This is a genomic window from Flavitalea flava, assembly GCF_054461575.1.
The window spans coordinates 43,038-67,034 of sequence record NZ_JBTLQH010000033.1; the positions used below are offsets into that span (position 1 = coordinate 43,038).

General features: G+C 42.2%; 30 protein-coding genes. 9 read left to right on the plus strand and 21 right to left on the minus strand.

Annotated features, from left to right (window positions below; all coding sequences use genetic code 11):
* Positions 1-28: 28 nt before the first annotated feature.
* From ACX0G9_RS23235 to ACX0G9_RS23255, 5 genes are all read right to left on the minus strand, one after another.
* Positions 29-874: an RNA polymerase sigma factor gene (locus ACX0G9_RS23235; protein WP_459067359.1), complete on the minus strand. Its 846-nt coding sequence runs from the start codon at positions 872-874 to the stop codon at positions 29-31.
* A gap of 22 nt (positions 875-896) precedes the next feature.
* Positions 897-1,700: an SDR family NAD(P)-dependent oxidoreductase gene (locus tag ACX0G9_RS23240; protein WP_459067360.1), complete on the minus strand. Its 804-nt coding sequence runs from the start codon at positions 1,698-1,700 to the stop codon at positions 897-899.
* Between the two features lie 356 nt (positions 1,701-2,056).
* Positions 2,057-2,857 (minus strand): Fic family protein, encoded by an 801-nt coding sequence (locus ACX0G9_RS23245; RefSeq protein ID WP_459067361.1) that lies wholly within the window; start codon positions 2,855-2,857, stop codon positions 2,057-2,059.
* On the minus strand, positions 2,857-3,093 hold the full coding sequence (locus tag ACX0G9_RS23250; protein WP_459067362.1) for a hypothetical protein: 237 nt from the start codon (positions 3,091-3,093) through the stop codon (positions 2,857-2,859). Before ACX0G9_RS23250 ends, ACX0G9_RS23245 begins: the two co-directional genes overlap by 1 nt.
* A gap of 163 nt (positions 3,094-3,256) precedes the next feature.
* Positions 3,257-4,204, minus strand: a complete 948-nt coding sequence (locus ACX0G9_RS23255) for an NmrA/HSCARG family protein (RefSeq protein WP_459067363.1) — start codon at positions 4,202-4,204, stop codon at positions 3,257-3,259.
* Between the two features lie 84 nt (positions 4,205-4,288).
* On the opposite strand from ACX0G9_RS23255, the gene ACX0G9_RS23260 reads away from it, so the two are divergent.
* On the plus strand, positions 4,289-4,663 hold the full coding sequence (locus tag ACX0G9_RS23260) for a winged helix-turn-helix transcriptional regulator (protein WP_459067364.1): 375 nt from the start codon (positions 4,289-4,291) through the stop codon (positions 4,661-4,663).
* On the opposite strand, the gene ACX0G9_RS23265 is transcribed toward ACX0G9_RS23260, so the two are convergent.
* From ACX0G9_RS23265 to ACX0G9_RS23275, 3 genes are all read right to left on the minus strand, one after another.
* A complete protein-coding gene (locus tag ACX0G9_RS23265; protein ID WP_459067365.1) occupies positions 4,660-5,850 on the minus strand; it encodes a metallophosphoesterase in 1,191 nt (396 codons plus the stop codon). The genes ACX0G9_RS23260 and ACX0G9_RS23265 overlap by 4 nt on opposite strands.
* Before the next feature lie 130 nt (positions 5,851-5,980).
* The gene (locus tag ACX0G9_RS23270) at positions 5,981-7,021 is read right to left on the minus strand and encodes a family 43 glycosylhydrolase (protein ID WP_459067366.1); all 1,041 of its coding nucleotides are present in this window, start codon (positions 7,019-7,021) and stop codon (positions 5,981-5,983) included.
* Positions 7,022-7,132: 111 nt separating this feature from the next.
* Positions 7,133-7,621 (minus strand): VOC family protein, encoded by a 489-nt coding sequence (locus ACX0G9_RS23275; RefSeq protein WP_459067367.1) that lies wholly within the window; start codon positions 7,619-7,621, stop codon positions 7,133-7,135.
* Between the two features lie 85 nt (positions 7,622-7,706).
* Between ACX0G9_RS23275 and ACX0G9_RS23280 the strand changes: the two genes are divergently transcribed.
* Together ACX0G9_RS23280 and ACX0G9_RS23285 are read left to right on the plus strand one after the other, a co-directional pair.
* Positions 7,707-7,997 (plus strand): hypothetical protein, encoded by a 291-nt coding sequence (locus ACX0G9_RS23280; RefSeq protein WP_459067368.1) that lies wholly within the window; start codon positions 7,707-7,709, stop codon positions 7,995-7,997.
* Positions 7,998-8,031: 34 nt separating this feature from the next.
* Positions 8,032-8,985: an alpha/beta fold hydrolase gene (locus ACX0G9_RS23285; RefSeq protein ID WP_459067369.1), complete on the plus strand. Its 954-nt coding sequence runs from the start codon at positions 8,032-8,034 to the stop codon at positions 8,983-8,985.
* A gap of 44 nt (positions 8,986-9,029) precedes the next feature.
* Here ACX0G9_RS23285 and ACX0G9_RS23290 read toward each other — a convergent pair whose 3' ends face one another.
* The 6 genes from ACX0G9_RS23290 to ACX0G9_RS23315 all read right to left on the minus strand — a co-directional run bounded on the left by ACX0G9_RS23290 (position 9,030) and on the right by ACX0G9_RS23315 (position 14,796).
* Positions 9,030-9,752, minus strand: a complete 723-nt coding sequence (locus ACX0G9_RS23290; RefSeq protein WP_459067370.1) for a class I SAM-dependent methyltransferase — start codon at positions 9,750-9,752, stop codon at positions 9,030-9,032.
* 41 nt (positions 9,753-9,793) lie between these two features.
* Positions 9,794-10,798 carry a type I glyceraldehyde-3-phosphate dehydrogenase gene (gap, locus tag ACX0G9_RS23295; protein ID WP_459067371.1) on the minus strand — a complete coding sequence of 335 codons (1,005 nt, stop codon included), beginning with the start codon at positions 10,796-10,798 and terminating at the stop codon, positions 9,794-9,796.
* A 20-nt stretch (positions 10,799-10,818) separates the two neighbouring features.
* On the minus strand, positions 10,819-11,823 hold the full coding sequence (locus ACX0G9_RS23300) for a GlxA family transcriptional regulator (protein ID WP_459067372.1): 1,005 nt from the start codon (positions 11,821-11,823) through the stop codon (positions 10,819-10,821).
* Positions 11,824-11,995: 172 nt separating this feature from the next.
* Positions 11,996-13,261: a sensor histidine kinase gene (locus ACX0G9_RS23305; RefSeq protein ID WP_459067373.1), complete on the minus strand. Its 1,266-nt coding sequence runs from the start codon at positions 13,259-13,261 to the stop codon at positions 11,996-11,998.
* A gap of 1 nt (position 13,262) precedes the next feature.
* Positions 13,263-13,709 (minus strand): response regulator, encoded by a 447-nt coding sequence (locus ACX0G9_RS23310; RefSeq protein ID WP_459067374.1) that lies wholly within the window; start codon positions 13,707-13,709, stop codon positions 13,263-13,265.
* 265 nt (positions 13,710-13,974) lie between these two features.
* Positions 13,975-14,796, minus strand: a complete 822-nt coding sequence (locus tag ACX0G9_RS23315) for an alpha/beta fold hydrolase (RefSeq protein ID WP_459067375.1) — start codon at positions 14,794-14,796, stop codon at positions 13,975-13,977.
* Positions 14,797-15,295: 499 nt separating this feature from the next.
* Between ACX0G9_RS23315 and ACX0G9_RS23320 the strand changes: the two genes are divergently transcribed.
* The 5 genes from ACX0G9_RS23320 to ACX0G9_RS23340 all read left to right on the plus strand — a co-directional run bounded on the left by ACX0G9_RS23320 (position 15,296) and on the right by ACX0G9_RS23340 (position 18,155).
* The gene (locus tag ACX0G9_RS23320; RefSeq protein WP_459067376.1) at positions 15,296-15,766 is read left to right on the plus strand and encodes a DinB family protein; all 471 of its coding nucleotides are present in this window, start codon (positions 15,296-15,298) and stop codon (positions 15,764-15,766) included.
* 12 nt (positions 15,767-15,778) lie between these two features.
* Positions 15,779-16,036, plus strand: a complete 258-nt coding sequence (locus ACX0G9_RS23325) for a hypothetical protein (protein WP_459067377.1) — start codon at positions 15,779-15,781, stop codon at positions 16,034-16,036.
* Complete coding sequence (locus ACX0G9_RS23330; protein WP_459067378.1) at positions 16,018-16,398, plus strand: POT-type proton-dependent oligopeptide transporter; 381 nt, start codon at positions 16,018-16,020, stop codon at positions 16,396-16,398. Before ACX0G9_RS23325 ends, ACX0G9_RS23330 begins: the two co-directional genes overlap by 19 nt.
* 33 nt (positions 16,399-16,431) lie before the next feature.
* Positions 16,432-17,004 carry a POT-type proton-dependent oligopeptide transporter gene (locus tag ACX0G9_RS23335; RefSeq protein WP_459067395.1) on the plus strand — a complete coding sequence of 191 codons (573 nt, stop codon included), beginning with the start codon at positions 16,432-16,434 and terminating at the stop codon, positions 17,002-17,004.
* A gap of 170 nt (positions 17,005-17,174) precedes the next feature.
* A complete protein-coding gene (locus ACX0G9_RS23340) occupies positions 17,175-18,155 on the plus strand; it encodes a GlxA family transcriptional regulator (RefSeq protein ID WP_459067379.1) in 981 nt (326 codons plus the stop codon).
* Positions 18,156-18,235: 80 nt separating this feature from the next.
* On the opposite strand, the gene ACX0G9_RS23345 is transcribed toward ACX0G9_RS23340, so the two are convergent.
* The 3 genes from ACX0G9_RS23345 to ACX0G9_RS23355 all read right to left on the minus strand — a co-directional run bounded on the left by ACX0G9_RS23345 (position 18,236) and on the right by ACX0G9_RS23355 (position 20,588).
* Positions 18,236-18,895 (minus strand): nuclear transport factor 2 family protein, encoded by a 660-nt coding sequence (locus ACX0G9_RS23345; protein ID WP_459067380.1) that lies wholly within the window; start codon positions 18,893-18,895, stop codon positions 18,236-18,238.
* 90 nt (positions 18,896-18,985) lie between these two features.
* Positions 18,986-20,152, minus strand: a complete 1,167-nt coding sequence (locus tag ACX0G9_RS23350) for a M56 family metallopeptidase (RefSeq protein WP_459067381.1) — start codon at positions 20,150-20,152, stop codon at positions 18,986-18,988.
* Positions 20,153-20,186: 34 nt separating this feature from the next.
* Positions 20,187-20,588: a BlaI/MecI/CopY family transcriptional regulator gene (locus ACX0G9_RS23355; protein ID WP_459067382.1), complete on the minus strand. Its 402-nt coding sequence runs from the start codon at positions 20,586-20,588 to the stop codon at positions 20,187-20,189.
* Positions 20,589-20,680: 92 nt separating this feature from the next.
* Between ACX0G9_RS23355 and ACX0G9_RS23360 the strand changes: the two genes are divergently transcribed.
* Positions 20,681-21,490, plus strand: a complete 810-nt coding sequence (locus ACX0G9_RS23360; RefSeq protein WP_459067383.1) for a DJ-1/PfpI family protein — start codon at positions 20,681-20,683, stop codon at positions 21,488-21,490.
* A 36-nt stretch (positions 21,491-21,526) separates the two neighbouring features.
* On the opposite strand, the gene ACX0G9_RS23365 is transcribed toward ACX0G9_RS23360, so the two are convergent.
* The 4 genes from ACX0G9_RS23365 to ACX0G9_RS23380 all read right to left on the minus strand — a co-directional run bounded on the left by ACX0G9_RS23365 (position 21,527) and on the right by ACX0G9_RS23380 (position 23,978).
* Entirely contained in the window at positions 21,527-22,066 is a 540-nt protein-coding gene (locus ACX0G9_RS23365) for a DinB family protein (RefSeq protein WP_459067384.1), read from the minus strand.
* Between the two features lie 106 nt (positions 22,067-22,172).
* Positions 22,173-22,649 carry an LEA/WHy family protein gene (locus tag ACX0G9_RS23370; RefSeq protein ID WP_459067385.1) on the minus strand — a complete coding sequence of 159 codons (477 nt, stop codon included), beginning with the start codon at positions 22,647-22,649 and terminating at the stop codon, positions 22,173-22,175.
* Between the two features lie 122 nt (positions 22,650-22,771).
* Entirely contained in the window at positions 22,772-23,518 is a 747-nt protein-coding gene (locus ACX0G9_RS23375; RefSeq protein ID WP_459067386.1) for a hypothetical protein, read from the minus strand.
* Between the two features lie 100 nt (positions 23,519-23,618).
* Positions 23,619-23,978: a DUF6169 family protein gene (locus ACX0G9_RS23380; protein WP_459067387.1), complete on the minus strand. Its 360-nt coding sequence runs from the start codon at positions 23,976-23,978 to the stop codon at positions 23,619-23,621.
* Positions 23,979-23,997: the final 19 nt, after the last annotated feature.

The following is a 23,997-nucleotide window of genomic DNA, read 5'->3' on the forward strand; positions in this document are numbered from 1 at the left end:
TCTGTTAATAATATTGTTCTGATTATTGTTATTGGGGCAATTCAAAAAAATCACTTATTTCACCGATTGCCGTCTTGGTGCACCTAAAAATAATATCATGCAAGTCGGTTCCCGAACTTTGCAATGGATCAATGGCTTTTACAAGGGTGGTTCTCATTTTAAAAAGCTCCGCCCGGTCAAATTTTGTCGATCCTTTTACTAATTCCAGTTTCATCCGCTGCTCTTGTTGGTCCTGTTTGGGATTAAAAATTCCATTCAGCTGGCTGCATTGGTCGCAGGTGCCGTTTTTGTTTACCAAGGCGCACCTGTTGTCAAAAATACTGGTCATGGTATCCCTGGCGTGAATCAGGAGATGTTTTACTATTCCTTCCGTTTTATCAAGAATGAGACAGATCTCTTTGACGGGGAAATCATAAACGTCTTTTAAAATCAGCGCTACCTGGTTTTCGATGGGTAAAGTCTTCGAAATACAGGTGAAACAAAAATCGATATGTTCCTTCATTTCGTAGGCCCCGGCGTTGGAAGTCTGGTGAACAACCCGGAAGGCCTGTCCGATCTCTTCTGTACCGATAGCCAAGATCGCTCCCTGATCCTGGGCGCCGGCCGGCCATCTCTTTAATTTCCTCAGGTGATCATAGGCCAGGTTGGTGGCTATTCTGAATACCCAGGTCTTGAGGGAAGAGTCCTGGTTGAAGGTGGATATTTTGTCAAACGCCCTGATGAAAGTGTCATGTGTCAGGTCCTGCACATCATTCCGATCGGTGAGCAGGCGATAGAGGTATGATCTCAATTGGTCTTGAAATTCAGCAAACAATCTTTGAAACGAATTGATATCGCCGGCTAACGCTTTTTTAAGGATTTCTTCTCTTTCCATTTATTTAATTTAGTGAAATATATTACAATAAGTTAAGTTTCCCGCAATCGACATCAACAATATGACTGTTGAACACTACCCCGTTATCAGATGCCAGGAAAGCAGCCGTCTCAGCTACTTGTTTCAAGGTGATCCCTGATTTCAGGATATCAAATTTTTTGTATTGCGCAGTCATTTCTTCCGTGGAAATCCCTAAGTGTTGGGAAAAATCACTGATCATTTCTGAGATCTTATGTGACTCGTAAATGGCGCTGGAGCAAATGCAGGTCACCTTGATCCCATGCTTGCCAAATTCGGCAGCCAGTACCCTCGTCAATCCTTCAATAGCCGCACAGGCGGACCCGAACCCAGCCATATTAGGGGTCTTGGTCCTCGACATAGATGCATTGAATAGTAAAATGGTTCCTTCGGACCCGGATTGGATCATATGCTTCGCAGCGACCCTCGAGGTAAGAAACTGCGAACCGCAGATCTTTTGCAGGGGGTTAAGGAATTGCTCGAAAGTGACTATTGTAGAGGGCGTGCCGCTACCTGCATCCCTGTAGTAGCTCCCGATGCCATTGAATACAACATCCAATTTTCCGTTGTCGGCAACGACCTTTTCTAAATAGGTCTCGATCTCGGTCTCGTTCAACGCGTCCACTTTTCCAGCTTCGGCCTGGCCGCCTTCTGCTTTGATCTCTTCAGCAAGGGCTTTTACGGCGGTTAGATTTCGGCCGGTAACATACACTTTTGCACCGTGTTCTGCGAATGACCGGGCCACTTCTCCGGCAATTTCTCCGGATGCTGCGAATACTACAGCTACTTTGTTTTTTAACGTCTCCATTTTGATCGTATTTATCATTTGGACGTATGGGCGATCTAAAACGGTCGAGGTTTTTATAAAATAAAATATATTTTATATAATCAATTGATTATAGGCAATTTGTGGTGGCTGTTTTTGATCAACTCCACTTAGTTGGTTCAGACCTATGCCAGGTTCCTTCGCTTCGGTGAGTCTCCTGGCACTTTAAGCGCTTCACAACTTGCAAGTTGTATAGAAATGGCAGTTGCTTGGCTCACTTGAGTAGACTTTAAATATTATTCTTAAGCTTCGTCTAACGGGTAAATTTATACTATCAGGTGGAGTAATTCAAATTTTACCAACCTTGAAAAACAAGTATTTGGCTTTATTGAAAAAAATTAACTTTCCTTCTGCTTTTTTATAAAATCAAGTTTGATTTGTAAACTTTCAATCAATCTTTCTGTCATAAAATCAAGCATAGCATCTGGCTCATGAGCTGCTCTTTCAAAGCATTTTAAATAATCTTCTCTATTTACATCTTTAATAAAAATGGGGGGATATCCTTTTTTGAGAAGAATCAGATTTATGAAAATCCGACCTATACGGCCATTCCCGTCGCTAAAAGGGTGTATTTCATTTAAAAATCTCTGGTGGAATATAGTAGCGATTGTTAGGGGATGTTTGGCCGGATCGTTTATATCCGCACCTTCGATTCGTTTATTAATATCCTTTACCAACTCTTCCATAGCATGGGGAACATCCGCTGGCTGCATATAGGTATATATTTTGCCAGTTGATCTCATGGTCACATTCTCAAAAGTTTTATACTGCCCCGGGCTGTATAACCCATCATCGCTCCATTGCTCAATGTTTTTCATGAGCACTCCATGAAGCTCTTTAATGTTTTCTTCTGAAATATCCTTTAAATGATAATTCCTGAATACAGTATTCAATACTTTCTGGTGATTAACAATATCCAGTACTTCTCCCGTCGAGGCATGCTTTGGAGTAACTAACTCTTGTAGTAGTTTAACCGTTTGCCCGTAGGTAATTGTATTCCCCTCAATCTTATTTGTATTGTAGGTAAATTCGACCTTCACTTTTTCCAAAAAGGCATCATCCCAATTTTTTTGAGCCATCAGCTCATCAACCTTATTCTTTAATGTATTTATTGTCTTTAAGTTCTCGAAGATTTTCATTACTTGAAGTCTATTTCATAGTCAAACCCCTTGGTCCCGATCTTATAAAGCCATTGTTTATATAAATTCTTTCCAATGAATAATTGCCCTTTTCGTATTGTTAGGGTCTCTCCTACAATAAAACTTTGCAAATCCTGTCTGAACTCCTCCCGGAGATCGTCCAGGTATATTCCATCCTTTTCCGACAATCGCCGTAAAGCATTTATCTTATCCGTTATAATTTCAAGATCCTGCATATCACCTGATTAAAAAACCATTGAATAATACAAATCAAAGATAATCAATTTGTTCGTTGATTTAATATGCTATCGGAATGAGCCGATAAAAGCAACTAAAATGCTTTAGAATCACCTAAAATCCCTTGATTTTCAATATATCTTTCATAAAATAGGTCTAAATTCAATAGGAAAGTTTTTGCCCTTTCCAACCAGTGGTGCGCAGAAATTGTTCCCAACTTAGGGTGTTCGGGTTTATTTGTCGGTTCCACAGCAGGTCGCGATCTTTTCTGAAATATCCATATTCAACAGCATACTCTGCCATCCCCAAAATCTCACGCACCAAAATCTCGTTTGAACTAAATTCCGGGAAATGATGAAGCAATTCCTCCCGCGTGAATGCAGAACTGTATGTAGCCTTCTTACCTGTGACCCTGATGAAGGTATCGACCATCTCCTGGGGTGAGATAATATCACCGATAACAGGCAAGACCTTACCCGCATACTGGCTTGGATTCGAAAAAATCTCCAAAACAGCAGGGCCTGTGGCAGTAAGAGGGTCAACAAATGGCGCACGGAAGTCATTTGGTAAATAAATCGGAAATACAAGCGTATCGCCTTTCATTTTAGGCGGATAAAATTCAATCAGATTAGTGTAAAAAAAAGCCATGTAAATAAACGAGCTTGTGATGGGTAGCATACGAATATATTCTTCGATTTTGGCCTTGTCTGTAAAATGAGGAGCAAACTTTTTTCCTTCCGTAATTATATCAACATTTTCCAAACTGCTGAAGATAACATGCCGTACTCCTGCTTCAATTACCGCATCCGCCAACTGCTTGCCCAACTCCATCTCATGGGTGGCCGGTGGGATAATGCTTGGCGTCATCATGAAAACACCATCCGAGCCACGGAATGCTTTTACAAATTCTTTTTTATACCCCAGATCAAGTGGTAGTTTCACAAGTTCGGCCCCTTGTTCTGCCAAACGAAGCGCTTCAGGTGAATCCATGCGGCGAGTGACACCGCGTACGCGATAACGCCCGCTCTGTAACAAGGTGCGTGCAGCACTGCGGCCTTGCTTACCCAGAACACCAACGATAGTAATGAGTGGTTTTTCTTTTTGTGTCATATAAAAAGTATAATTGCAAAACTATTTATAGTTCAATAGATTTACAATACCTATCCATTTGGATAGCCTTACAAAATAAATGTTATGGGAATAGAATGCCAAAGTGATTTTATAAAAGTCAATAATAAATTATATCCTTGCACGGTGAGTGTAGCTATGGATTTGGTCGGCGGAAAGTGGAAAGCCGTTATTCTATACCATTTAAAGGATGCACGTAAAAGGTATAGCGAGCTTAGAAAGGAAATGCCAGGTGTTACGGAAAGGACGTTGAGCTTGCAATTAAAACAATTAGAGGAAGATGAGTTAATTTCAAGACAAGTCTATGGGGTAAAGCCGCCCATTAAAGTTGTTTACAGTTTAACTGATTTTGGCAAGTCTTTCACCCCTGTACTTGATGCAATTATTGGGTGGGGTAATCAGATAGCAACACAAAAAGGCGAATTTGTCAAAAATTCCTAATTCCGACCTATCTGGGATTTTAGGGTAATCAATGCCACTTCCGGCCACATACCAATTCTCCCCTTTAGTCCCAGGAAGCCGAATCCCCGGTTGACATATAAAAAACGCCCTTTCAGCCGGTAAAGTCCTGCCCATTGTTTGTACATATATTTGATAGGGCTCCACTTAAGGCCGAACAACTCGATGCCGAACTGCATGCCATGTGTATGCCCCGACAAGGTGAGGTGAATGTGCTGGTGGTGATCGAGCGTTTCTCCTTCCCAATGCGAGGGATCATGCGACATCAGGATCTTAAATGCATCATCAGGAACTCCGGCGGCGGCTTTCTTTAAATCGCCGTATCGATGGAACCCGCCCTTACCCCAGTTCTCCACTCCTAACAGGGTAATAGACTGGCCCCCCTTTTGAAGGGTAATCGCCTCATCCAGCAGCAGACGAAAACCAATTTCGGCGTGTACTTGTTTCAACCGGGTCAGGTTGGCAAGTTTGGCCTCAGGAGTCTCCCACGGGATGTAATCACCATAATCATGGTTCCCCAGCACAGAAAATTTCCCCATCGGCGCTTTCAACCCGGCAAAATCAGGTATCCATCTGTCCATTTCTGACGCCTGGTTATTGACCAGATCGCCGGTGAACAGTATGACGTCGCTACGCTGGGCATTGACCAGGTCCAGGCCTTTTTGCACGCCTGCAGCGTTGGTAAAACTACCTGAATGGACGTCTGTTATCTGTGTTATAGTGAAGCCATCAAAAGCTTCGGGCAGATCAGGGAAATAGATCGTTTCACGCCTTACCCGATAAAAATGCCGTCCGCGCGTAATGCCAAATAGTACAAAAAGAAACAGCACAGCGGCAGTGCCTAAAGTCAGTTCACTTACCCAAAACGCCCTCGGCGGAAAACCGCGAAACAACCGGGTAATATCTTCAATTAATAAAACTGGCAGCGAAAACAGGCGGGGAACAAATGCCAGCAGCATCATTCCCATCAGCCAGGTAATCAATGTTTGCTGTGATCGTGAGCCACGCCGCACAATAATTACAGCAACTATACCACCCATTAACACCAGGTCAATGAGCCAATAGTACCATAACAAGGCGTCGGAATTTACAAGGAGCTGTACAGCCTGATAAAAGTAGAAATCCGTGCCCAACCAGAGCAGGATAATCAAAGGGAGTCTTTTTGCCATTTATATTAAATAAATTCGTAAATCATCTATCTTAACAGGTAGACGATTGGGTGCCGAAAATATTTTAATAGAATGAAAAAAAGATCTGTTATTTAAATTTCCCTCCCCTCCTCCCCGAAGGTAGCCTCAATTATCGTAGCTCAACGATCGGCCACCCATTCCCATCCCATTTCAGTTCCGTTACAATCAGTTCGGAAGCACCTCTGTCCGGAATGGAATAGCCGTGTGCAAAAAGATAATCCTTGCCGTTGATGTTATATACGGAATTGTGTCCAAGAGCCGCCCATTTCTTCCCATCTCCAATAGCTATCTCGGTGCCTCCTCCGTCCAGCATCGAATAGCCTGCTCTGTCTAAATAAGGGCCAGTCACTGATTTGGACCGACCGGCCACGATGTGGTAATTGCTGTTCAAGCCACGGCAGCACATATCGAACGATACAAATAAATAGTAAAAATCTCCGTGTTTATAGACGAAAGCGCCTTCAATCTGGCTGTCTTGCAAACCGTATGCATAGAGTTTCTGTGTACTGGGTCGGCGGGCAATGGAATGCCATTCTTCCGGCCAGGCAAATCTCATCAGGTCATCGGTCATTTTCACGGCTTTGATGCCATCCCAAAATGAACCAAAGAAAAGCCATGGCGTCCCCTGCTCATCTACGACCAGGTTGGGATCAATAGCCTGCCAGAGATCACGATTCAATACAGACTGCACAATCTTACCCTGGTCTGTCCACCTGTACTGTGGGCTATTTTGATTGAGCGTGGGGTTGGTGGCGTGGCCAATGGCAGCATGAGGCTTTCCCGGCAGGGCATTGCAGGCATAAAAGAGATGAAACTGGCCTTTGTAATAAATGATATCGGGCGCCCAGATATCGTTGCTCGTAAAATCCGGAAGTGCTTCTTTTACCCAAACCGGTATTTTGTCAAATAACGGTTTGCCTTTTTGCCAGGTAATCAGATCCTTTGAATACAAAGTGCTGATACCAATGCCGGTCCCAAAGACATAGTACGTATCGCCGTCTTTTGCCATCACCGGATCATGCACAAAGGGGCTTTTTGAATTAAAGGGAACTTGCGGAGCCGTTTGTGATACATTTTGCGGTTCGATCTGCGCCAGGCCGGCGCGGGAAAGCGCAAGGGCTACTAAACAAAAAAGCAGTTGTTTTTTCATTGGCCATTCAAAATTTTAATCTTTTTACAGATTGGAACTTAAATTTATTCGAATGCCACCGGATTAACGCTACACTTTATATCATAATTTGGACAAATAGTATCAATAATCCTACTCAACATCTTTAGGCTCCCAAAGTTCAACCTTATTGCCTTCAAGGTCAATAATATGAATAAATTTGCCATATTCAAAAGCCTCAATTTTGTCTACGATTGTTACTCCTTCATTTTTAAGTTGCTCTACAAGAACTTCTAAATTTTCAACTCTATAGTTTATCATAAAGTCTTTTGTTGAAGGCTCAAAATATTTTGTTGTTTCAGCAAATGGACTCCATTGAGTAGATCCTTTTTTTGTCGGGTCGGCATCTTGTCGCCACTCAAAATTCGCCCCATATTGGTTGGTGTCAAAACCTAAATGCGTTTTGTACCATTCATTCATTTTAAGGGGGTCTTTGCATTTAAAAAAGATACCACCTATTCCTGTTACCTTTTTCATTTTTGTCGTGTTAGGATTATTTTGTTTGACAAATATTGTCTTGAAGGCGAAACCCAAACAGAATGAAGTGACAAGACCTAAAGTGAATATGGATGTCTTGTTCATTTTGTCAAAAATTTTTGTCTGTGAAGTTGCCTGGTAAGCTATTTAAATACCTTTCATCCCGCCTTTTTATATTGCTATTGCCCTTATGCAATATAAGAATATTTGTCCATTTTCCATTTCGGCTTTTATCCCCCTGATTTTTTATCATTTGTCAATGTTTGGGCTTTTTTTCCCAGATACTTTTGCTGAATCAATTTTAATTATGAAGAATACAGAAAGAGGACAGACTTCTGACACACTGGATATACAGCAATTTTATGAAAAGCTGGGCTTTTATTTAACTCAACCAAAACATATGGTTCACGAAAATTGGGCAATTGGAATCAGTGAAATCTTTTTGTGCTGTGAAAATCCGAAATCCTATGTCAGTAAATAGTTGTGCAGTAATTTTTAAAACCGCCAACCACATTATGGGTGACAAAAAACTAATCCTTCCAGGGTTGCAACCAAACGATGCCAGGCCAAGCTGGCAGAGCCGATGCATCAATAGTCTGCTAAGACTTCTTCCTATAAAGCAGCGTACGGCGTCCGCTGCCGCAGTGCAGGAGCAAGTGCGTAAATTAGCCTTGCGGCCGCCTTCCCATGAACCGAAGGGTCTGGGTCGTGAGGTGCAAGTGACCTTGAAGAACGTGGCGGGGTGGCCTGTCTATTATACCGCACCTTCAGCAAATTCAGAAGCTGGCAATTATATACTTTTCCTGCATGGTGGCGGCTACATCAACGAGATCGTTCGCGCCCATTGGCGCTTCATCGGTTACCTGACCCGTAAGGCCGGTGTCCGTTGCGTTGTTCCCATATTTCCTCTGGCTCCCCGGGGCACCGCAAAGGATGTCGTTCCGGCCATGGGCGACCTTTTACGGAAGGTTCTGGAAGATGCCGGCCCGGCAAAGGTCATAGTGATCGGCAATTCGGCCGGTGCAGGGCTAGGGCTTGCAGCAGCGCAATGGCTACGAAATTCCGGATACCCGCAACCTAATGGGCTGGTGCTGATCTCACCCGGAATAAATGCCTTAATCAATCGCCCGGACAGGATGGAGATTGCTGCCTGCGACCCTCTTCTCGATATTCCGGGTACCCTTGAGGGGGCGCGTCTCTACGCGGGTGACCTGGGTCTTGCCCATCCGTATATCAGCCCGTTGAATGGCGATTTACGCGGGCTGGCACCGATGATAGTGTTCTCCGGTACGCTCGACCTTCTCCATCCCGACAGCATCGATCTGGCTGTAAAGGCAAGGGCGGCAGGTGTGGCGGTCGAGCTTCATCTCCGAAGGGGCCAGGTACATAACTATGCCGTGATGCCGACACCGGAAGGCCGACAAGCGCGGGAAATTATCCTGCGCGCCGTTACCCGGGGGCTGAGGTGATCACATTTTAAATCTATTCTCTTGCGCCTATCCAATTTTTCCCTTTATTTTATAGCGCCAAACGCAGCAAAGCAGGAGTTCTTATGTAAGACATCTATGGTACTAAATCCAACCTTAGCAAGCAATCCAAGCTGATAATTCAGCGAACGGGGAGTATCCTCATAATTTACATAATCCAATACTTTCTGTCGATATTCAGGGCCACCCAGCCCCTCCAAATGGCGGCTATACTTGTCCTCAAATAACTTATTGATAAATTTGGACTGATGGGCGATCAGATCAGACACCCAAAAGCTACCGCCTGGCTTTAGCGTTCTATAAATTTTGTTAAACATCAATTCCCAGTCGTCATCATCCCGTAAATGATGCAGGGTGGCGGCAGCAAGAATAATATCAAAATGGTTGTCCAACAGGTCCAGGTTTCGCATGTCATCCTGAATTATAGTAACCGTCCCCTCCGTTTGCGGCAAAACCCTTTCTTTGGCTTTTTGTAACATGGGCATGCTCAAATCATTCAGAACACAGTTCAGATTTGGAACCTTATTCAACATCTTCAAGGTGTAATTACCTGCTCCGCAACCTATATCCAGCAGATCCGTCGCATGGGAGTTAGTATATCTTGCAGCTTCCGTGCATAACTCCATAGTTATCGGCGCGTCAATGGTAGTTTGCTGGCCTGTTTCCAGGTTAGAAAAACGTACGGTGTCCTTGTCAAACCTTTCCCTGATCTCTTGATTTGTCGCTTTTTTTGAATAATCCGTTTTCATACTTAAATTTTGACAAATTACTACAAACGCCCGAAATAACCTTAAGCCGGGACAGTGCTCATACTTGCCAGATCCACTGTCAGTTCGGCAAGCCTGTTGGAGATCCCTACTTCATTGTCATACCAGGCCACTACTTTTACCAGCTTCCCGATGTTGCGGGTTAAAGTACCGTCAATAATAGAGGAATGCGTATTGCCTAATATATCGGCAGAAACAAAAGGTTCTTCGGTGTATTCCAAAATACCTTTTAACGAGGAGGATGCATGATACCGGAAAAACTCGTTCATTTCAGCAGCGGAAGCCTCCTTTACCAGGTTGATGGACATATCGGCCAGAGAGCCGTCAATAACCGGTACGCGATAAGAGAACCCATCCAGCTTGCCTTTTAATCCGGGCAACACGTCTCCGATAGCTTTTGCAGCGCCCGTAGTGGTGGGAATGATGGATTGGGTGGCTGCGCGTGCTCTTCTATAATCCTTGTGCGGGCCATCCTGCAGCATCTGGTCCATGGTAAAGGCATGGATGGTGCTCATAAAGCCCGAAGCTATTCCGTATTCTTTATCCAACAGGTATAATAACGGTGCAATACAGTTGGTCGTGCAGGAAGCGGTAGAGAGTATCTCATCCTCTTCAGTTATCCAATCGTTGTTTACCCCTGCTACGATCGTCTTTACATTGCCGGTGGCAGGGGCGGTGATCAGTACTTTTTTAGCACCGGCCTTAAGGTGCAGCTGAGCTTTGCTCCTTTCCGTGAAGCGGCCGGTAGATTCTATCACAACGTCAATCTCCAGTTCTTCCCAGGGTAATTTTTCAGGATCCTTTTCACTCAGGAGAAGGATCGGTTTTCCGTTAACAACAAGGTTGTTATCTTTCTGTACTACTGTTCCGGGAAATTTCCCATGAGAAGTGTCATATTTAAAGAGATGCGTGAGCAGACCTATCTCAGTGAGGTCGTTGATGGCGACTACTTCAACTGCTTGTTTATCCTGGAGCGCTCTTAGGGTCATTCTTCCTATGCGTCCGAATCCATTGATAGCTATTTTCATGATGATATGTTTTAAAATTTTTATGCCAGGGTTTGAAGGGATGTCCTGAAAGAACGACGGTAATCACTGGGTGAAACCATCATATTCCGGATGAAAGTCCGACGCATGGATACGAAACCGCCGAGACCGCATTTCACCGCAATCTGCTCCATCGTGAGGTCGCTGTCTTCCAGGTATTTGCGGGCGACTTCGACACGAAGTTTTTCAACAAATTTGGCAGGAGTGAGCCCGGTTTCCTTCAAAAATACACGGGTAAAATTGCGTACGCTCATGTTGCTGTGTTCCGCCAGGTGTTCTACGCTTAACTCTTCGGCCAGGCGCCGGATCAGCCAGGGATGAAGTTTGCCTGCAATCGAGTTTTCGAGGCTATGGACCTGTAGTAATGTGCTGAACTGTGACTGATAACCCGGACGTTTTAGAGGCAATACCAGCTTACGGGCCGTGTTCAAGGCCACATCACGTCCATAGTCTTCTTCCACAAGGGCCAGCGCCAGGTCGATGCCGGACGCTACTCCACCGGAGGTGTATACGTTTCCGTCCCGCGTATAAAATGGATTAGTGTCCACTTTGACCTCAGGGTATTTGAACTGGAACTCCTGGCTAAACTCCCAGTGAGTCGTCGCTTGTTTGCCATTCAGGATACCAGCTTCGGCCAATGCATAGGTGCCTATACAAACAGACCCGATGCGACGGACTTTTGGATATATATGCTTCAGCCATAAAAAGAAAGGATGCCCGCTTTGAAGTTGCACCCTGGAGAAACCAGCGACGATCAGCGTATCGATGGACCTGTCGATCTCCGATACCAGGACCGGGCAATCTATGGCGATGCCACTCCTGGTAACAATCTTTTTGGTATCGACCGGTGATGCGAGTAAAAGTTCATATCCTGCACTACTGGTTCCCGGATTTTCACTCAGGGTTCTGTCGGCGGCCATGAATACGTCACAGGGTCCGGCTATATCCAGGAGGAAAATTCCCGGCATGGGTATGACTACGATCAGTTTCTTTTTTTCTTTTGGCATATCCGGTAAAGATTACATCTGCTCCATTCCCTTTAGGTATATGGGATACAAAACTCCTTATACAGGGCAAATGTAAGTCCTTAAGGTGATGGCACAAATGACATTTTTTATACAATTTAGGCCAAACCATATGTTGCCAGGAATAAAGGAAAAGAGTTTTCCTTATACTAAGTTAATTTTCAATTGCCGGGATGTAAATATTAAAAGTAGCTCCCTCATCCAGTTGACTGGTGGCCGTGACGATGCCGTTGTGATTTTCGGCTATTTTTTTTACGATGGAAAGGCCTATGCCAGTGCCTTCATATATTTCTTTATTATGAAGTTTTTGAAATACCTCAAAGATCCGATCTTTATACTCCGGCTCGAAGCCAATGCCGTTATCGGCAACACTGATATGGCAATAATTTTTCGAACCCGCCAATTTTTCATTGTTCAATTTACTCCCTTTTAAAATCAGGCTCTTTATACGTATATGAGGCGGCCGGTTGGGGCTTGAAAATTTGAGCGCATTACGCAGAAGATTGTGCATGAGTTGGCGAAACTGAAAAGGGATGACGCTTACCTCGCACATCCCGATTGCTTCAATAATCGCCTTTTTTTCTTCAATATTTTCTTTAAGTTCGGCTTTAACTTCTTCTAAAAGTAAATGCAAGTCGATTTTTTCAAATTTTCGTTCTGCAATATTCGTACGGGAGTAAGCAAGTAAATCTTCGATGAGTTGGCGCATTCTTCCAGCGGCAGATTGTATTCGATGGAAATAATCTTTTCCCGTGTCGGACAGATTTTGATTCTCTTTCTCAAGAATTCGCCCCGCTAAAATCTGTATTTTGCGTAAGGGCTCCTGCAAATCATGGCTGGATATATAATTGAATGCAAGCAGTTCAGTGTTAATAATGACTAATTCCTCAGCCCGCTTTCCTTTCTCTTCGTTTTGAAAGGCCAGTTCTTCATTAGCAATAATTAATTCTGCTGCACGTTTTTCTTTCTCTCCGTTCTGAAAAGTCAGTTCCTGGTTAGCAATGATCAACTCTGCGGCTCGTTTTTCCTTTTCTCCGTTTTGAAAGACAAGTTCTATGTTCGCAATGCTTAACTCCACTGCCCGCTTTTCTTTCTCTTCGTTTTGAAAAGCCAGTTCTTTATTGGCAATAATTAATTCTGCGGCTCGTTTTTCCTTTTCTCCGTTTTGAAAGACAAGTTCTATGTTCGCAATGCTTAGCTCCACTGCCCGCTTTTCTTTTTCCCCATCTTCAAAAGCAAGTTCTATATTAGCAACGCCAAGCTCAGCTGCCCTTTTTCCTCTCTCTTCTTTTTGAAAGGAAAGTTCATTTCGGGCCACTATCAGCTCTACGAATAACTTCGCCTTCTCATCTTTTTCAAAGGACAGTTCTTCACGAACCTGCATTAACTGCTCTTCAAATGATTTATTTACTCTATCCATTTTATGCTGTTAGAATAAAATTATTTTTTGTTCCGGGCAAGCTGTTCTCCTGCATTATAAGGGAAAGTGAGTTATGGATTACTCTTTTGAATTCCTGGAAATCGAACGGCTTTCGGATAAAATGCCGGGCACCTTCCTGATATAAGCGGTCCATTACATCCTGCTGGGAGGAGGTTGAATACATTATTACAGGAATCGCTTTTAATTTGTCGTTACGCTTTATTTCAGTTAAACATTCAAAACCATTTTTGCGAGGCATATTTATATCCAAAAAAAGGACATGAGGAAGCTGGCTTGAATTTTTTATAAGCAACTTCATTAACTGATCCCCATCATTGACAATGGTAAGACTTGTGGCTATTGGCAGATCTTCCAGCGCTTCTTTGAAGAAGAGGCAATCATCTATGTCGTCATCGGCAAGTAATACCAGAAGTTCGTTGGAAGGCATATATAAAATTAAGTAACCCTTATGCAAAACTTATAAATATACATAACTCCCGTGTAAAATACCGCAATCACAACACCTTCGCAGAACTAAACTTCTTATGTTATATAATTAAATGAAAAGGTTATATTATTCACACATTTATAATGTATGATTCCCCGGATGGTAGTAAGTAAAAAGGCTGCCACCAAAAATGATGACAGCCTTTTATATCTCTTATCCTTAATAGGCTAATACATATAATTAATTAACCAATACGTATATTTCGTTAAGATTTAATAAATGCCAATAGGTCTGCATTTATAGTTGCCGCTTCCGTGGTTGGCATCCCATGAGGAAAACCCGGATAGGATATAAGTTTCCCATTTTTCAGAAGTTTTACAGCCTTTACCGCAGAAATTTGAAAAGGAACTATTTGGTCATCTTCGCCATGGAGAACGAGTACCGGCAAATCCACACTTTTAAGATCCTCTGTAAAATCTGTTTCTGAAAAAGCTTTAATTCCATCATGATGCGCTTTTATTCCGCCCATCATTCCCTGGCGCCACCAGTTATCCCTGATGCCCTGTGATATTTTTGCCCCTTCACGATTATACCCATAAAACGGAATAGTAAAATCCTGAAAATATTGGGGGCGTTTTGTTGCTGTACCTTCACGTATTTCATCGAATATTGATAAAGGGACACCTTCCGGATTGTTTTCGTTTTTTACCATGATCGGAGTAACCGCACTTATCAATACAGCTTTAGCTACGCGGCCTTTCCCATGTTTCGCAACATATCGGATGACTTCACCCCCACCGGTCGAGTGGCCAATATGGATGGCTTCTTTCAGATCGAGCGCTTTGGTAAGCTCCGAAACATCTGCTGCATAGGTATCCATGTCATGTCCATTGGAAGCTTGGGTAGACCTTCCATGTCCTCTGCGATCATGGGCAATTACTCTGAATCCATGTTTTAGAAAAAACATCATTTGCCCATCCCAATCATCGCCGGATAAAGGCCAGCCGTGATGAAAAACAATTGGTTGACCTGTTCCCCAATCTTTGTAATAAATTTCTGTTCCGTCTTTTACTGTAATTTTGCTCATGGTCCTGTTTTAATATTAATATAATAAATTACCTACCCTGTAATGAAGTCGACTTCCTTTTAATAATCAAGACAGTAAAGAATAAAAACCCGAGAGTTATGGTGCACCGTTTTCCTGAAGAGGTACAAAGTTACAGGTTTTAACAAAAAAAACGGCCTGGAAATATTAAATAAATAAAATTATTTTTATTTATTCATTAATATAGTGATTAAATCATCGAAATCCAACAATAGTTTGCCTAAAATTATAAGTCTTTCAGATTCATTTTTTTTCAAAAAGTGCGCAAGGGAAACTTCTCTGTTACAGGACTCGGCAACCGAAAGATATAAATTATTATTGCAAACGTTTCCGGCCATCGAACAATTGGTAACGCAACGGCATATTGCTTCCTATTTAGGAATAAAGCCGGAATCGTTAAGCAGGATTAAAACCTTAACATACATCAACAGATAATACCCTGCAAATCCCCATTTTTGTGGCATAACCGAGTTATGCTGCTATGTCACCGAACAAATTATTAATTCTCCATTTCGAGGAAATCCGAAGAAGAAGCATGCTATTGTGGGAAGCCGTTCCATCCGACTTCTATACCTGGCTCCCCGATAAAGACGCAATGACTATACTTGAAATGGTGCGCCATGTTTTGGAAAGTGAACATCTCTATCTGGTTATTCTTAACCGGGAGGGATTGATCGGCAATTACATCTCCCCTTGGGCCAATATGCCCTACACCACCCTCAGCGCAGAAATTGAATTTGCCATACAGTACCGGGAAGGTTTCCTGGCCGCAATTCAAGGTTTCAAACCAGAAGAATTGGAGGGTTTGGAAATCGTCCGGCAGGATGTCGGGCAAAAAAGCAATCTGGGCAAATACCTGTTAAAAATAGCCTATCATGAAGCCGTACATGGCGGCCAGTTTTTATCCTATTTACGCATCCTGGGTATCGACAGACCATTGATCTGGGGTTAAAATTTTTAATTTATGAAGAAGACTATTATGATGGATGCCAAAGTAAAGCCAGGAATTCCCAAAAGCATCTCCTTTATTTTAGGCAATGAATTTTCGGAACGCCTTAGTTTTTTTGGAATGAGATCTGTATTATCCATATTTCTGGTTACTCAATTTTTTAATCCTCATGGGATTGAAAGTTTGACGGTAGAAGCCAATGCCCGATCGAATGCCTATACACACGCATTTTCAACAGTAGTATATTTACACCCTTGCTGGGGGCCATCTTAGCCGACTGGTTTTTTGGCAAATACAGGGTAATACTCATTGGTTCGGTCATTTACACCTTCAGGCATTTGTTGTTATCAGTAAATAATCACTCCTTACCGGGTTTTACGGCAGGCTTACTGGTAATAGGCCTTGCAGCCGGCGGTATTAAGTCCTGTGTGGCGGCTAATGTCGGGGACCAGTTCGATCACACAAATTCACACCTTATAAGCAAAGGTTATGGCTGGTTCTACTTTTGTACCAATGCCGGTACCACCTTCAGTATCATCCTCATCCCTGTAATACTGAAAAAATCTGGCGCTTCATGGGCCTTTGGTATCCCGGGTATAATAATGGCTATTGCGGCCATTACATTTTACGCCTGAAACAAAAAATATGTAAAAGTACCTGCACGCGGCATTAACAAAGACAACTTCCTCAACCTTACCAAAAATGCCGACGGTCAAAAAGCCTTTTGGCGGGTACTAACTGTTTTTGCATTTATCCCGATGTTCTGGGGCATGTATGATATGAATCAATCTGAGTGGGTATTGCAGGCCACCAAGCTGAATCTTGATCTTGGTATTTACCCACTGATTGAAAAGTTCGGAATTAAAGTTACAGCCTTACGAAAAATTGGTTCGGGGTTATTTATTACCGCATGCAGTTTTGTGATCATCGCCCTATTGGAAGCCAAAATCCAGGCAGGGTTGCATCCTTCAGCCTGGTGGCAAATATTGGCCTATCTATTATTGACAGCGAGGGAGGTAATGGTTGTTGTAACCTGTCTCGAGTATGCATATACTCAATCACTGCCATCCATGAAAAGCACCATGACGGCCATTTTCTTTTTCACCTATCCGGTGGGTACTGCTTTCACTACCTATGTTAATGCAAGCATTGCCAGCCATGGTGCATTCCGAAATTTTACGGGCGCCAGATACTTTTGGTTATTTGCAGGAATTATGTTCGGGATAACAGGTCTTTTTTGAATGATCAGCCATTTTATAAAAGAGAAAAGTTACCTGGCAGGAAACGCTGAGGCCACTACCCTCTTGTGACAAAATTATTGTCTTTAATTGGATATAACCGGGTGTCAAATGGACATTCTGCAGGGTTGATTTGGACTAAATTATCCTTTATTTTTATCAAAAAAATAACCATGACGCATGTGACAATAGTTGTCCCAAACGGTTACGCTGACCTGGGCACCATAACGGGTACGTTTGAAATCCTGAATAGGGCAAATGAGTATTGGCAAAAGATCGGAAACAAACCTATGATTGAAATCAGCATAGCCGGTTTCGTGGCAGAATTAAAATTAGATGTCGGCTTCTTTTCGGTTTTCCCTATAAACATTAAGGATATTATACAAACCGATCTGGCAATTATACCTTCTCTTTCAAATTATTATGATACTGTACTTGAAAAGAATAATGACCTTATTACCTGGATAAGTGAGCAATATAAAAGGGGAGCTGAAATTGCTAGTATCTGTACAGGTGCATTTTTACTGGCCGCTACCGGTTTGCTGGAAGGAAAGAGTTGTTCCACACATTGGTTTGCGGCTAACGATTTCAGGCAACTGTTTCCAAATATTAATCTACAAATCGAAAAACTCATTACTGCTGAACGGGGAATATATACCAGCGGTGGCGCCTACTCATTTTTGAATCTGATACTTTTCCTGATTGAAAAATATTTTGACAGACAGACAGCTATTATCTGCGCAAAAATGTATGAAATTGATATGGAAAGAACATCCCAATCACCCTTTATCATTTTTCAGGCACAGAAGAACCATGGCGATGAAATGGTTGACAAAGCACAAACCTATATTGAAGAAAATCTGAGTGAAAAAATTTCTTTCGAAGACCTGGCTTCAAAACTGGCCACCAGCAGACGAAATTTTGACAGACGTTTCATCAAGGCTACCGGTAATACTCCGGTTGAATATTTACAGCGTGTAAAAGTAGAGGCTGCAAAAAGTTCTTTGGAAAAAGGCAGAAAAACTATTTTTGAAATAATGAATGATGTCGGCTATTCAGATGATAAAGCATTCAGAGAGGTTTTTAAAAAAATAACAGGTTTATCTCCGTTGAACTACAGAGCCAAGTATAATAAGGAAGTCGTTTTGGGGTAAAACCGGATACACATAATCCATTACCATTCGGATCAATCCTTTCTCAAAATAGAAGGTCGCTGCGCAAACAGAAGTCTGCTCTATTCCGCCTGAAGAAATGGATATTCTGTCATAAGGCACGATAACAATATCCGGGTCATTGGTTGGCATAAGTTTCCAATCAAACCTTGAAACGGAGAAATCATTCGAATTAAACCTGAAATGTTCGATGATAGATGATTTCCCCGATAACACGACGTTACCGCCTTGACCGGCGAAAGGCATGCTCCAGGAACAATCGTCTGCCAATAATGATTCAAAGATCGACTTATCCTTATTTTTAGGAGTTCCTGATTTCCGGCCTGCTGTTCACTAATAGTCTGCAGGTGAGTGATCAGCCAACTTCCGTCACCCTGCCTGCAAAATCTTGTTTTCATTTTTCGAAAAAGAACGAACGTGTCCGCACCCGATGCGATAGGTAAATAATGTAAAGCCATCAGGTCACAGGCAATTTCTCCATGAACACCATTTTGCTCATAGATACAATTCCCAAAGTGATGACAGGTATTTTGAAACCCGCCCCCAACAGAGCGGGATAGGGCAACAAGGTCTTCGGCAGCCATCTCGCGCAGAGGCCTGCCTACCGGGGAAGAATCCAATATCAAAGTATCTGACAAGGTTCGTCTCATTTTTACCCAGTTCCGTTCATCTATACTATCAAAAAAAGCGGAAAGTGTATTGATCATTTGCGTATTATCCATTTTACAATGAGTTTAACGCAAATCTGGCGTTTCCTGGACCGGAAGAACTTGGGAAATCCTTTTATTTACTGTACAAATCCTGTAACTCCTTCAGAAATTCTGTAAAGGCATCGGTTTGACAGGCTCGGTTATGGGTACCATGGAAGAACAGTGGCATTCAGCCATAGAATACTCCTTCGGGCAATTATTGCAATTCTGCATATAGGGGCATGTGCTGCAAGGGCTTTGGTCAATTCGTAAAGGTACCGATTCGTGCGGTATGGCATTGGGTATACCCTGCATTGTCATACCCGGACTGGTAAGACGACCAATAGACACAGTAACAAAAATAATGGCTATAAGGCTTAGTAGGATAACCTCCAATTTTAGAAGGGAGCGGTTTTTTCCACTGATCATTCTTTCGATACGCTGCGGAATTCCTTCTGTATTTCCATTGAGGGCCATGACCTGATCAGGCAAACTATGCCGGTATTCTTCAAAACCGATTAGGGCACGCATATAACCTACTTGGTTGTGGGTCTGAGCGACAACAATATCATCACAACAATTTTCCCGTTCGGATCTGATAAGCCTGGATATCCAGATAACAGCCGGATTAAAAAAAAGTAAACTTTCAATAATTTTTTGGATTAGGTTGACCAGGTAATCTTTTCTGGCTATATGAGCGAGTTCATGAAGAAGAATGGCCTCGACCTGTTCCGGATCTAAAGAATTGATCATTCCAATGGGTACCAAAATCACCGGTTTTAAATAGCCGATCAATAAAGGTACCTTTGCGATACCGGATTCAAACAATCTGACTGGTCCCTTTATCTTCATAGTTTCGGCCAGGTTCTGAATGCGTTCTTCCCAAAAATGAGTTATAGGATAAGTTTTTACCTTTTGCAGGCGTTTAATCGTATATAATCCCACGATAAGTCTGAGCGCTTTTATAAGAACCAGTGTGAACCAGCCAGCCACAAAAAATAGTACATGCCGTTGAATAGTGTTGAAAAGGAGGGCTATCAGGTAATTATGGCTTCCAGACGCAGCAACTGGCTGAGATCTATTCCAATCGTCAGTGTCAAGCTCAATGACCAGGGTATAAATCACAAGGGCAACAAAAAGAAAAAGTACCCCTGTTAATATATGATACCTTAGGGAAGCGGATATATTTTTGGTAGAAACCATAATCAAACCTGTCAGAAGAGCCAGAACAAGCCCCTGCCACAACGAGTGTATCAGCGTAAAAAAAATGGCCCGGCACAAAGTTTCCATTATTTATTATTTCCGTTTAGATAACTACCTGTTCTCAGGATTCTTTTTCCAGTTTGTCCAGCAACGTTTTAATTTTCTTAAGATCTTCTTTTGTTGCTTTCTTATTACCCACCAATTGCATCATCAGGCTTGCCGCCGAACCATTGTATAAGGTATCCAGAAATTTATCCAGTAAATGTTCTTTTGTCTTTTTCTCCTCTTCGACCACCAGGTAAACATGTTGCATCTGGCTTTTATCACGTTTAAGGATTCCCTTATCGGTCATCAGCTGCATTAGCCTCAAAACAGCAGTATAGTTTAATTCCCGTTTCTTATTCAGCTCTTCCATAACAAACCGGACCGGCGAAGGACCATGTTCCCAAAGCACCTGAAGAATTTCCAGCTCTGATTTAGTGGGTTCGATTTTTTTTACTTCTTTAGGATCTTTCCTTTTCATAAAACAAACCTACAAATAATTTTGTAGGTAAACAAATATTTGTAGCTTTGCTGCCGATAACAACAAATTCACCCAAAAACAAACAGATTGAAATGAGAAATATTATTTTATTATTCGCCCTCCTGTTACCTTACCTGACTGCTTTGCATGCCCAGACTCCGGAGCCCGGGGACAAGGTTATTTATGTCTGCCCTTCGTGCGGGGCTGATTGTGACAAACTTGAATTTGATAAACCAGGCACCTGTACTAAGTGCGGAATGGCGCTGATAAAAAAATCCATGGAAGAATTTAGAAAAGAACAGAACGTTAAGCCTGTTTCTGTTTGTTTTTATATACAGGATGGCATTGATCTGTTGGATTTTGCAGGACCCATGGAAATATTTTCAACTGCCGGATTCAAGGTTTTTACCGTATCCAAAACAAAAAATAACATCCATACCCAAAACTCCCTGTCAGTGACGCCTGAATTTTCTTTGCAGGAGGCTCCCGAGGCGGATGTATTAGTGATTTCCGGTGGAAATGTTTCCCCTACTATGAATGACACCGAAGTAATTAAGTGGATACAGAAAAGGCAAAAATCAAGTCAATATATTCTATCGGTTTGTACCGGAGCTTTTATTTTAGGCAAAGCCAGTATCTTAGATGGTCTTTCCGCTACTACCTGGTACCAGGAAGTTAATAATCTGGCAAAAGCCAATCCGAACACAAAGGTCGAAAGCAATACGCGTTTTGTAGATAATGGCCGTGTAATTACTACTGCAGGCGTAGCAGCCGGAATGGATGGCGCATTACACCTTGTAGAAAAATTACGCGACAGGAATTATGCCAAAGGGGTTGCTCAGGCCATTGAATTTGACAAGTGGGACCCCGGCCAGGGCTTGGTAATCGGTAAGGCTAAGTAATTCTGCGGAGGCAGGCAATAGACCATATAATCCTCGTTAGAAGGTCTCATTGTTAGAAGATATCAAATACCATTCTTTTATAAGATTGCAATGATGCAGGTTGTGTCCTACAGCGAACCAGCCCAAACTTCTGGCCGTGTAGACAGGTTTATCAGAAAAGCCTTTAAAATCCAGCATTTCCTGCGTCATGCTTGCAAAAAGGCTGATGGTAGCATTTCTGACAGTAATAAATTCCTCCCTGATATCTTTTAACGTCCGTGCGCCGGAATTGAAGTCTTTGGTATACCTTTCTCCCATAGGAACCTCAAGATATACATTGGTATGTCTGGAATAACAAAATGCTTTGTAGGCATAATATCGCTCCTCGTCTGCCAGGTGAATAAATACCTGTTTGATCGTCCATTTATTGTCAGCATATTTAAAATCCTCCGCAGCCAGGGGAATGGAGCTGATCAGATCTACAGTATATTGTCTGTTATTTTCTAAGACCCCGATCAGGTCGTCCCCGGTAACCAGACCGAAAAAATGTGAATACCAGTCCGGTGCGTCACCGGTCTTTGGGCGGCCGATTTTCATTAATTATCGTATTAGGTATTATTTCAGGTTGCGAAGCTGCGGCAATACTGCACCATCAAATTTATCACCAGAATTCTGATTAACCAATAAATAGTTGTATCCAGGGCTATTGCTTCTGCCCATCCACCGGATAATTCATGATCAGGTCGATAACATGCGCTGAATCATAATGAACCGGCAGCGTCCTGGTGATCCCCCAGGCATAACCTTTCATGGTGCCATCCACCCGAACCCTTACCGGTTTGGTAAGATCCATACCTGTCTCTCCCATTCGTACCGCATCCAATTGTAATTGAATGGGCACCATAAAATCCGCATGGGCTTCTACGTAAAAACTGGTATCCACGACAGCATGCCCAAGGAGATAATTTTCAAGTTTAAGGTCCAGCTCCCCACCTTTAAATGTGAAACCCAGCCCATTCTGATTATAACAATGGGATTCTATCCTTACCACAGGCTGATTACCGACCCAACGTAGCACCCGGACCTTCATGTCTTTTGGCTCCCTTATCTCCGGGGTCTTAAAAGCAGTACAGGCAGGGAAAAGGATGACGGAAAGAATAATTCCTGTTATTTTTCTCATAATTGCTTGTTACGTAAGGATAAACAATATTTAACTGATCCTTTAATAGTAGGAAAGGCAATTCATATTGAAAAGAGGGTGAAGAAACAGAAAATCATATTTTTTTGGTGAATTTGGTATTTCTACAAATTCACATAAAAAGAGGTCGGGTTTTTTAAAGTTGATGTAAGCCTGATTCTGTTGTTCACGCTTACTGATCCTGTAAAAAATTTCTTCCTTTTCATTTGACTGATTTTACTTACAAAGAAAGAATTGTCGATAAAGGTTTCATTATTTGATTTTTCGTCAAGGGCGATCGTGATAAAATTCTTGAAAACCAAAGGACTGTTGGAAATATCGAATTCCTTGTATTTTACATTAGCCTTTACTGTAGGGTGCTGGGGAATGACGATCTCTTCGGAAGGGCTATTGTCATCCAAAAGGGATTTTTTCGGAAAAATCCGGAATCTGTTCGTCCGGACAAAGGATTGAGGAGTTAAGAACAGGAACCGTTCCGGCTTAATGGTGACGGAATTGCCGGAAGACAACCAGCCATCCCGGAAATACCGGTATTCGCCTGACGATTCGATATGGGTGTAAGATTCTCCGGACCAATAATCATACCTCGTATTATTTACAAAAAACAAGCTTTTTTTCCAATCTATATATATAGGAATAGATAATTTATTAAATATTTCAAAAGAAATCTGTCCTTCATCCGCCCAAAAATCATACGCGATTTTAACGGTATCGTTTTCAAAAACAAAATGATCGTTTTCCTTGACAACAGGAACATTTGCCCTGGTCTCGTACATCTGGGCATATTTGCTGCAGGAAAAAAACAATATACAGGCAATAAAGATCGGGAAATAGGATTTATAAAAACGCATAGGTTTGAGAGTTAGGGTATAGCCGTTATCTAATTGTCTAAAATACGGCTTATCCACACTATTTTTAAATATTTTTCTATTTTTCTGAGAATAGCTTCATTTACCTCCTTCGCACGAACTTACCAGTGGAGACATCCATTTCTAGAAACCTTTCAAATGCGTCAGGAATAAGTCTATAATTTGGATGTTCAGAATGAAGGAAAAGCCCGGCATAATAAGTGACTGTATTTTCATATGGGTCCTGCAATTCATAATTTATCAATTCCCATTTGACAATATTACTGGATTCATACCATTGATTGAATAAAATTGAGCGCGCCGCAGCCCTTTTATCTGTCATGTCACATAAGAAAAAATAAATCGGAATTTCTCCTTGAGATTCAACCTGTTTACAAAGAATTGCTATAATTGTTAAAGCAATAAATTCATCTTTTCCCTTGGCTCCATTATCCAACCTCAAACACCCAAATAAGGAAATC

Coding starts and splice junctions, on each gene's coding strand:
- ACX0G9_RS23375 (WP_459067386.1), bottom strand. CDS start 23,518: ATGCGTTTTTATAAATCCTATTTCCCGATCTTTATTGCCTGTATATTG.
- ACX0G9_RS23350 (WP_459067381.1), bottom strand. CDS start 20,152: ATGGAAACTTTGTGCCGGGCCATTTTTTTTACGCTGATACACTCGTTG.
- ACX0G9_RS23310 (WP_459067374.1), bottom strand. CDS start 13,709: ATGCCTTCCAACGAACTTCTGGTATTACTTGCCGATGACGACATAGAT.
- ACX0G9_RS23355 (WP_459067382.1), bottom strand. CDS start 20,588: ATGAAAAGGAAAGATCCTAAAGAAGTAAAAAAAATCGAACCCACTAAA.
- ACX0G9_RS23315 (WP_459067375.1), bottom strand. CDS start 14,796: ATGAGCAAAATTACAGTAAAAGACGGAACAGAAATTTATTACAAAGAT.
- ACX0G9_RS23320 (WP_459067376.1), top strand. CDS start 15,296: ATGTCACCGAACAAATTATTAATTCTCCATTTCGAGGAAATCCGAAGA.
- ACX0G9_RS23305 (WP_459067373.1), bottom strand. CDS start 13,261: ATGGATAGAGTAAATAAATCATTTGAAGAGCAGTTAATGCAGGTTCGT.
- ACX0G9_RS23240 (WP_459067360.1), bottom strand. CDS start 1,700: ATGGAGACGTTAAAAAACAAAGTAGCTGTAGTATTCGCAGCATCCGGA.
- ACX0G9_RS23265 (WP_459067365.1), bottom strand. CDS start 5,850: ATGGCAAAAAGACTCCCTTTGATTATCCTGCTCTGGTTGGGCACGGAT.
- ACX0G9_RS23270 (WP_459067366.1), bottom strand. CDS start 7,021: ATGAAAAAACAACTGCTTTTTTGTTTAGTAGCCCTTGCGCTTTCCCGC.
- ACX0G9_RS23325 (WP_459067377.1), top strand. CDS start 15,779: ATGAAGAAGACTATTATGATGGATGCCAAAGTAAAGCCAGGAATTCCC.
- ACX0G9_RS23370 (WP_459067385.1), bottom strand. CDS start 22,649: ATGAGAAAAATAACAGGAATTATTCTTTCCGTCATCCTTTTCCCTGCC.
- ACX0G9_RS23245 (WP_459067361.1), bottom strand. CDS start 2,857: ATGAAAATCTTCGAGAACTTAAAGACAATAAATACATTAAAGAATAAG.
- ACX0G9_RS23365 (WP_459067384.1), bottom strand. CDS start 22,066: ATGAAAATCGGCCGCCCAAAGACCGGTGACGCACCGGACTGGTATTCA.
- ACX0G9_RS23345 (WP_459067380.1), bottom strand. CDS start 18,895: ATGGATAATACGCAAATGATCAATACACTTTCCGCTTTTTTTGATAGT.
- ACX0G9_RS23250 (WP_459067362.1), bottom strand. CDS start 3,093: ATGCAGGATCTTGAAATTATAACGGATAAGATAAATGCTTTACGGCGA.
- gap (WP_459067371.1), bottom strand. CDS start 10,798: ATGAAAATAGCTATCAATGGATTCGGACGCATAGGAAGAATGACCCTA.
- ACX0G9_RS23360 (WP_459067383.1), top strand. CDS start 20,681: ATGAGAAATATTATTTTATTATTCGCCCTCCTGTTACCTTACCTGACT.
- ACX0G9_RS23235 (WP_459067359.1), bottom strand. CDS start 874: ATGGAAAGAGAAGAAATCCTTAAAAAAGCGTTAGCCGGCGATATCAAT.
- ACX0G9_RS23290 (WP_459067370.1), bottom strand. CDS start 9,752: ATGAAAACGGATTATTCAAAAAAAGCGACAAATCAAGAGATCAGGGAA.
- ACX0G9_RS23255 (WP_459067363.1), bottom strand. CDS start 4,204: ATGACACAAAAAGAAAAACCACTCATTACTATCGTTGGTGTTCTGGGT.
- ACX0G9_RS23260 (WP_459067364.1), top strand. CDS start 4,289: ATGGGAATAGAATGCCAAAGTGATTTTATAAAAGTCAATAATAAATTA.
- ACX0G9_RS23300 (WP_459067372.1), bottom strand. CDS start 11,823: ATGCCAAAAGAAAAAAAGAAACTGATCGTAGTCATACCCATGCCGGGA.
- ACX0G9_RS23285 (WP_459067369.1), top strand. CDS start 8,032: ATGGGTGACAAAAAACTAATCCTTCCAGGGTTGCAACCAAACGATGCC.
- ACX0G9_RS23275 (WP_459067367.1), bottom strand. CDS start 7,621: ATGAACAAGACATCCATATTCACTTTAGGTCTTGTCACTTCATTCTGT.
- ACX0G9_RS23280 (WP_459067368.1), top strand. CDS start 7,707: ATGCAATATAAGAATATTTGTCCATTTTCCATTTCGGCTTTTATCCCC.
- ACX0G9_RS23340 (WP_459067379.1), top strand. CDS start 17,175: ATGACGCATGTGACAATAGTTGTCCCAAACGGTTACGCTGACCTGGGC.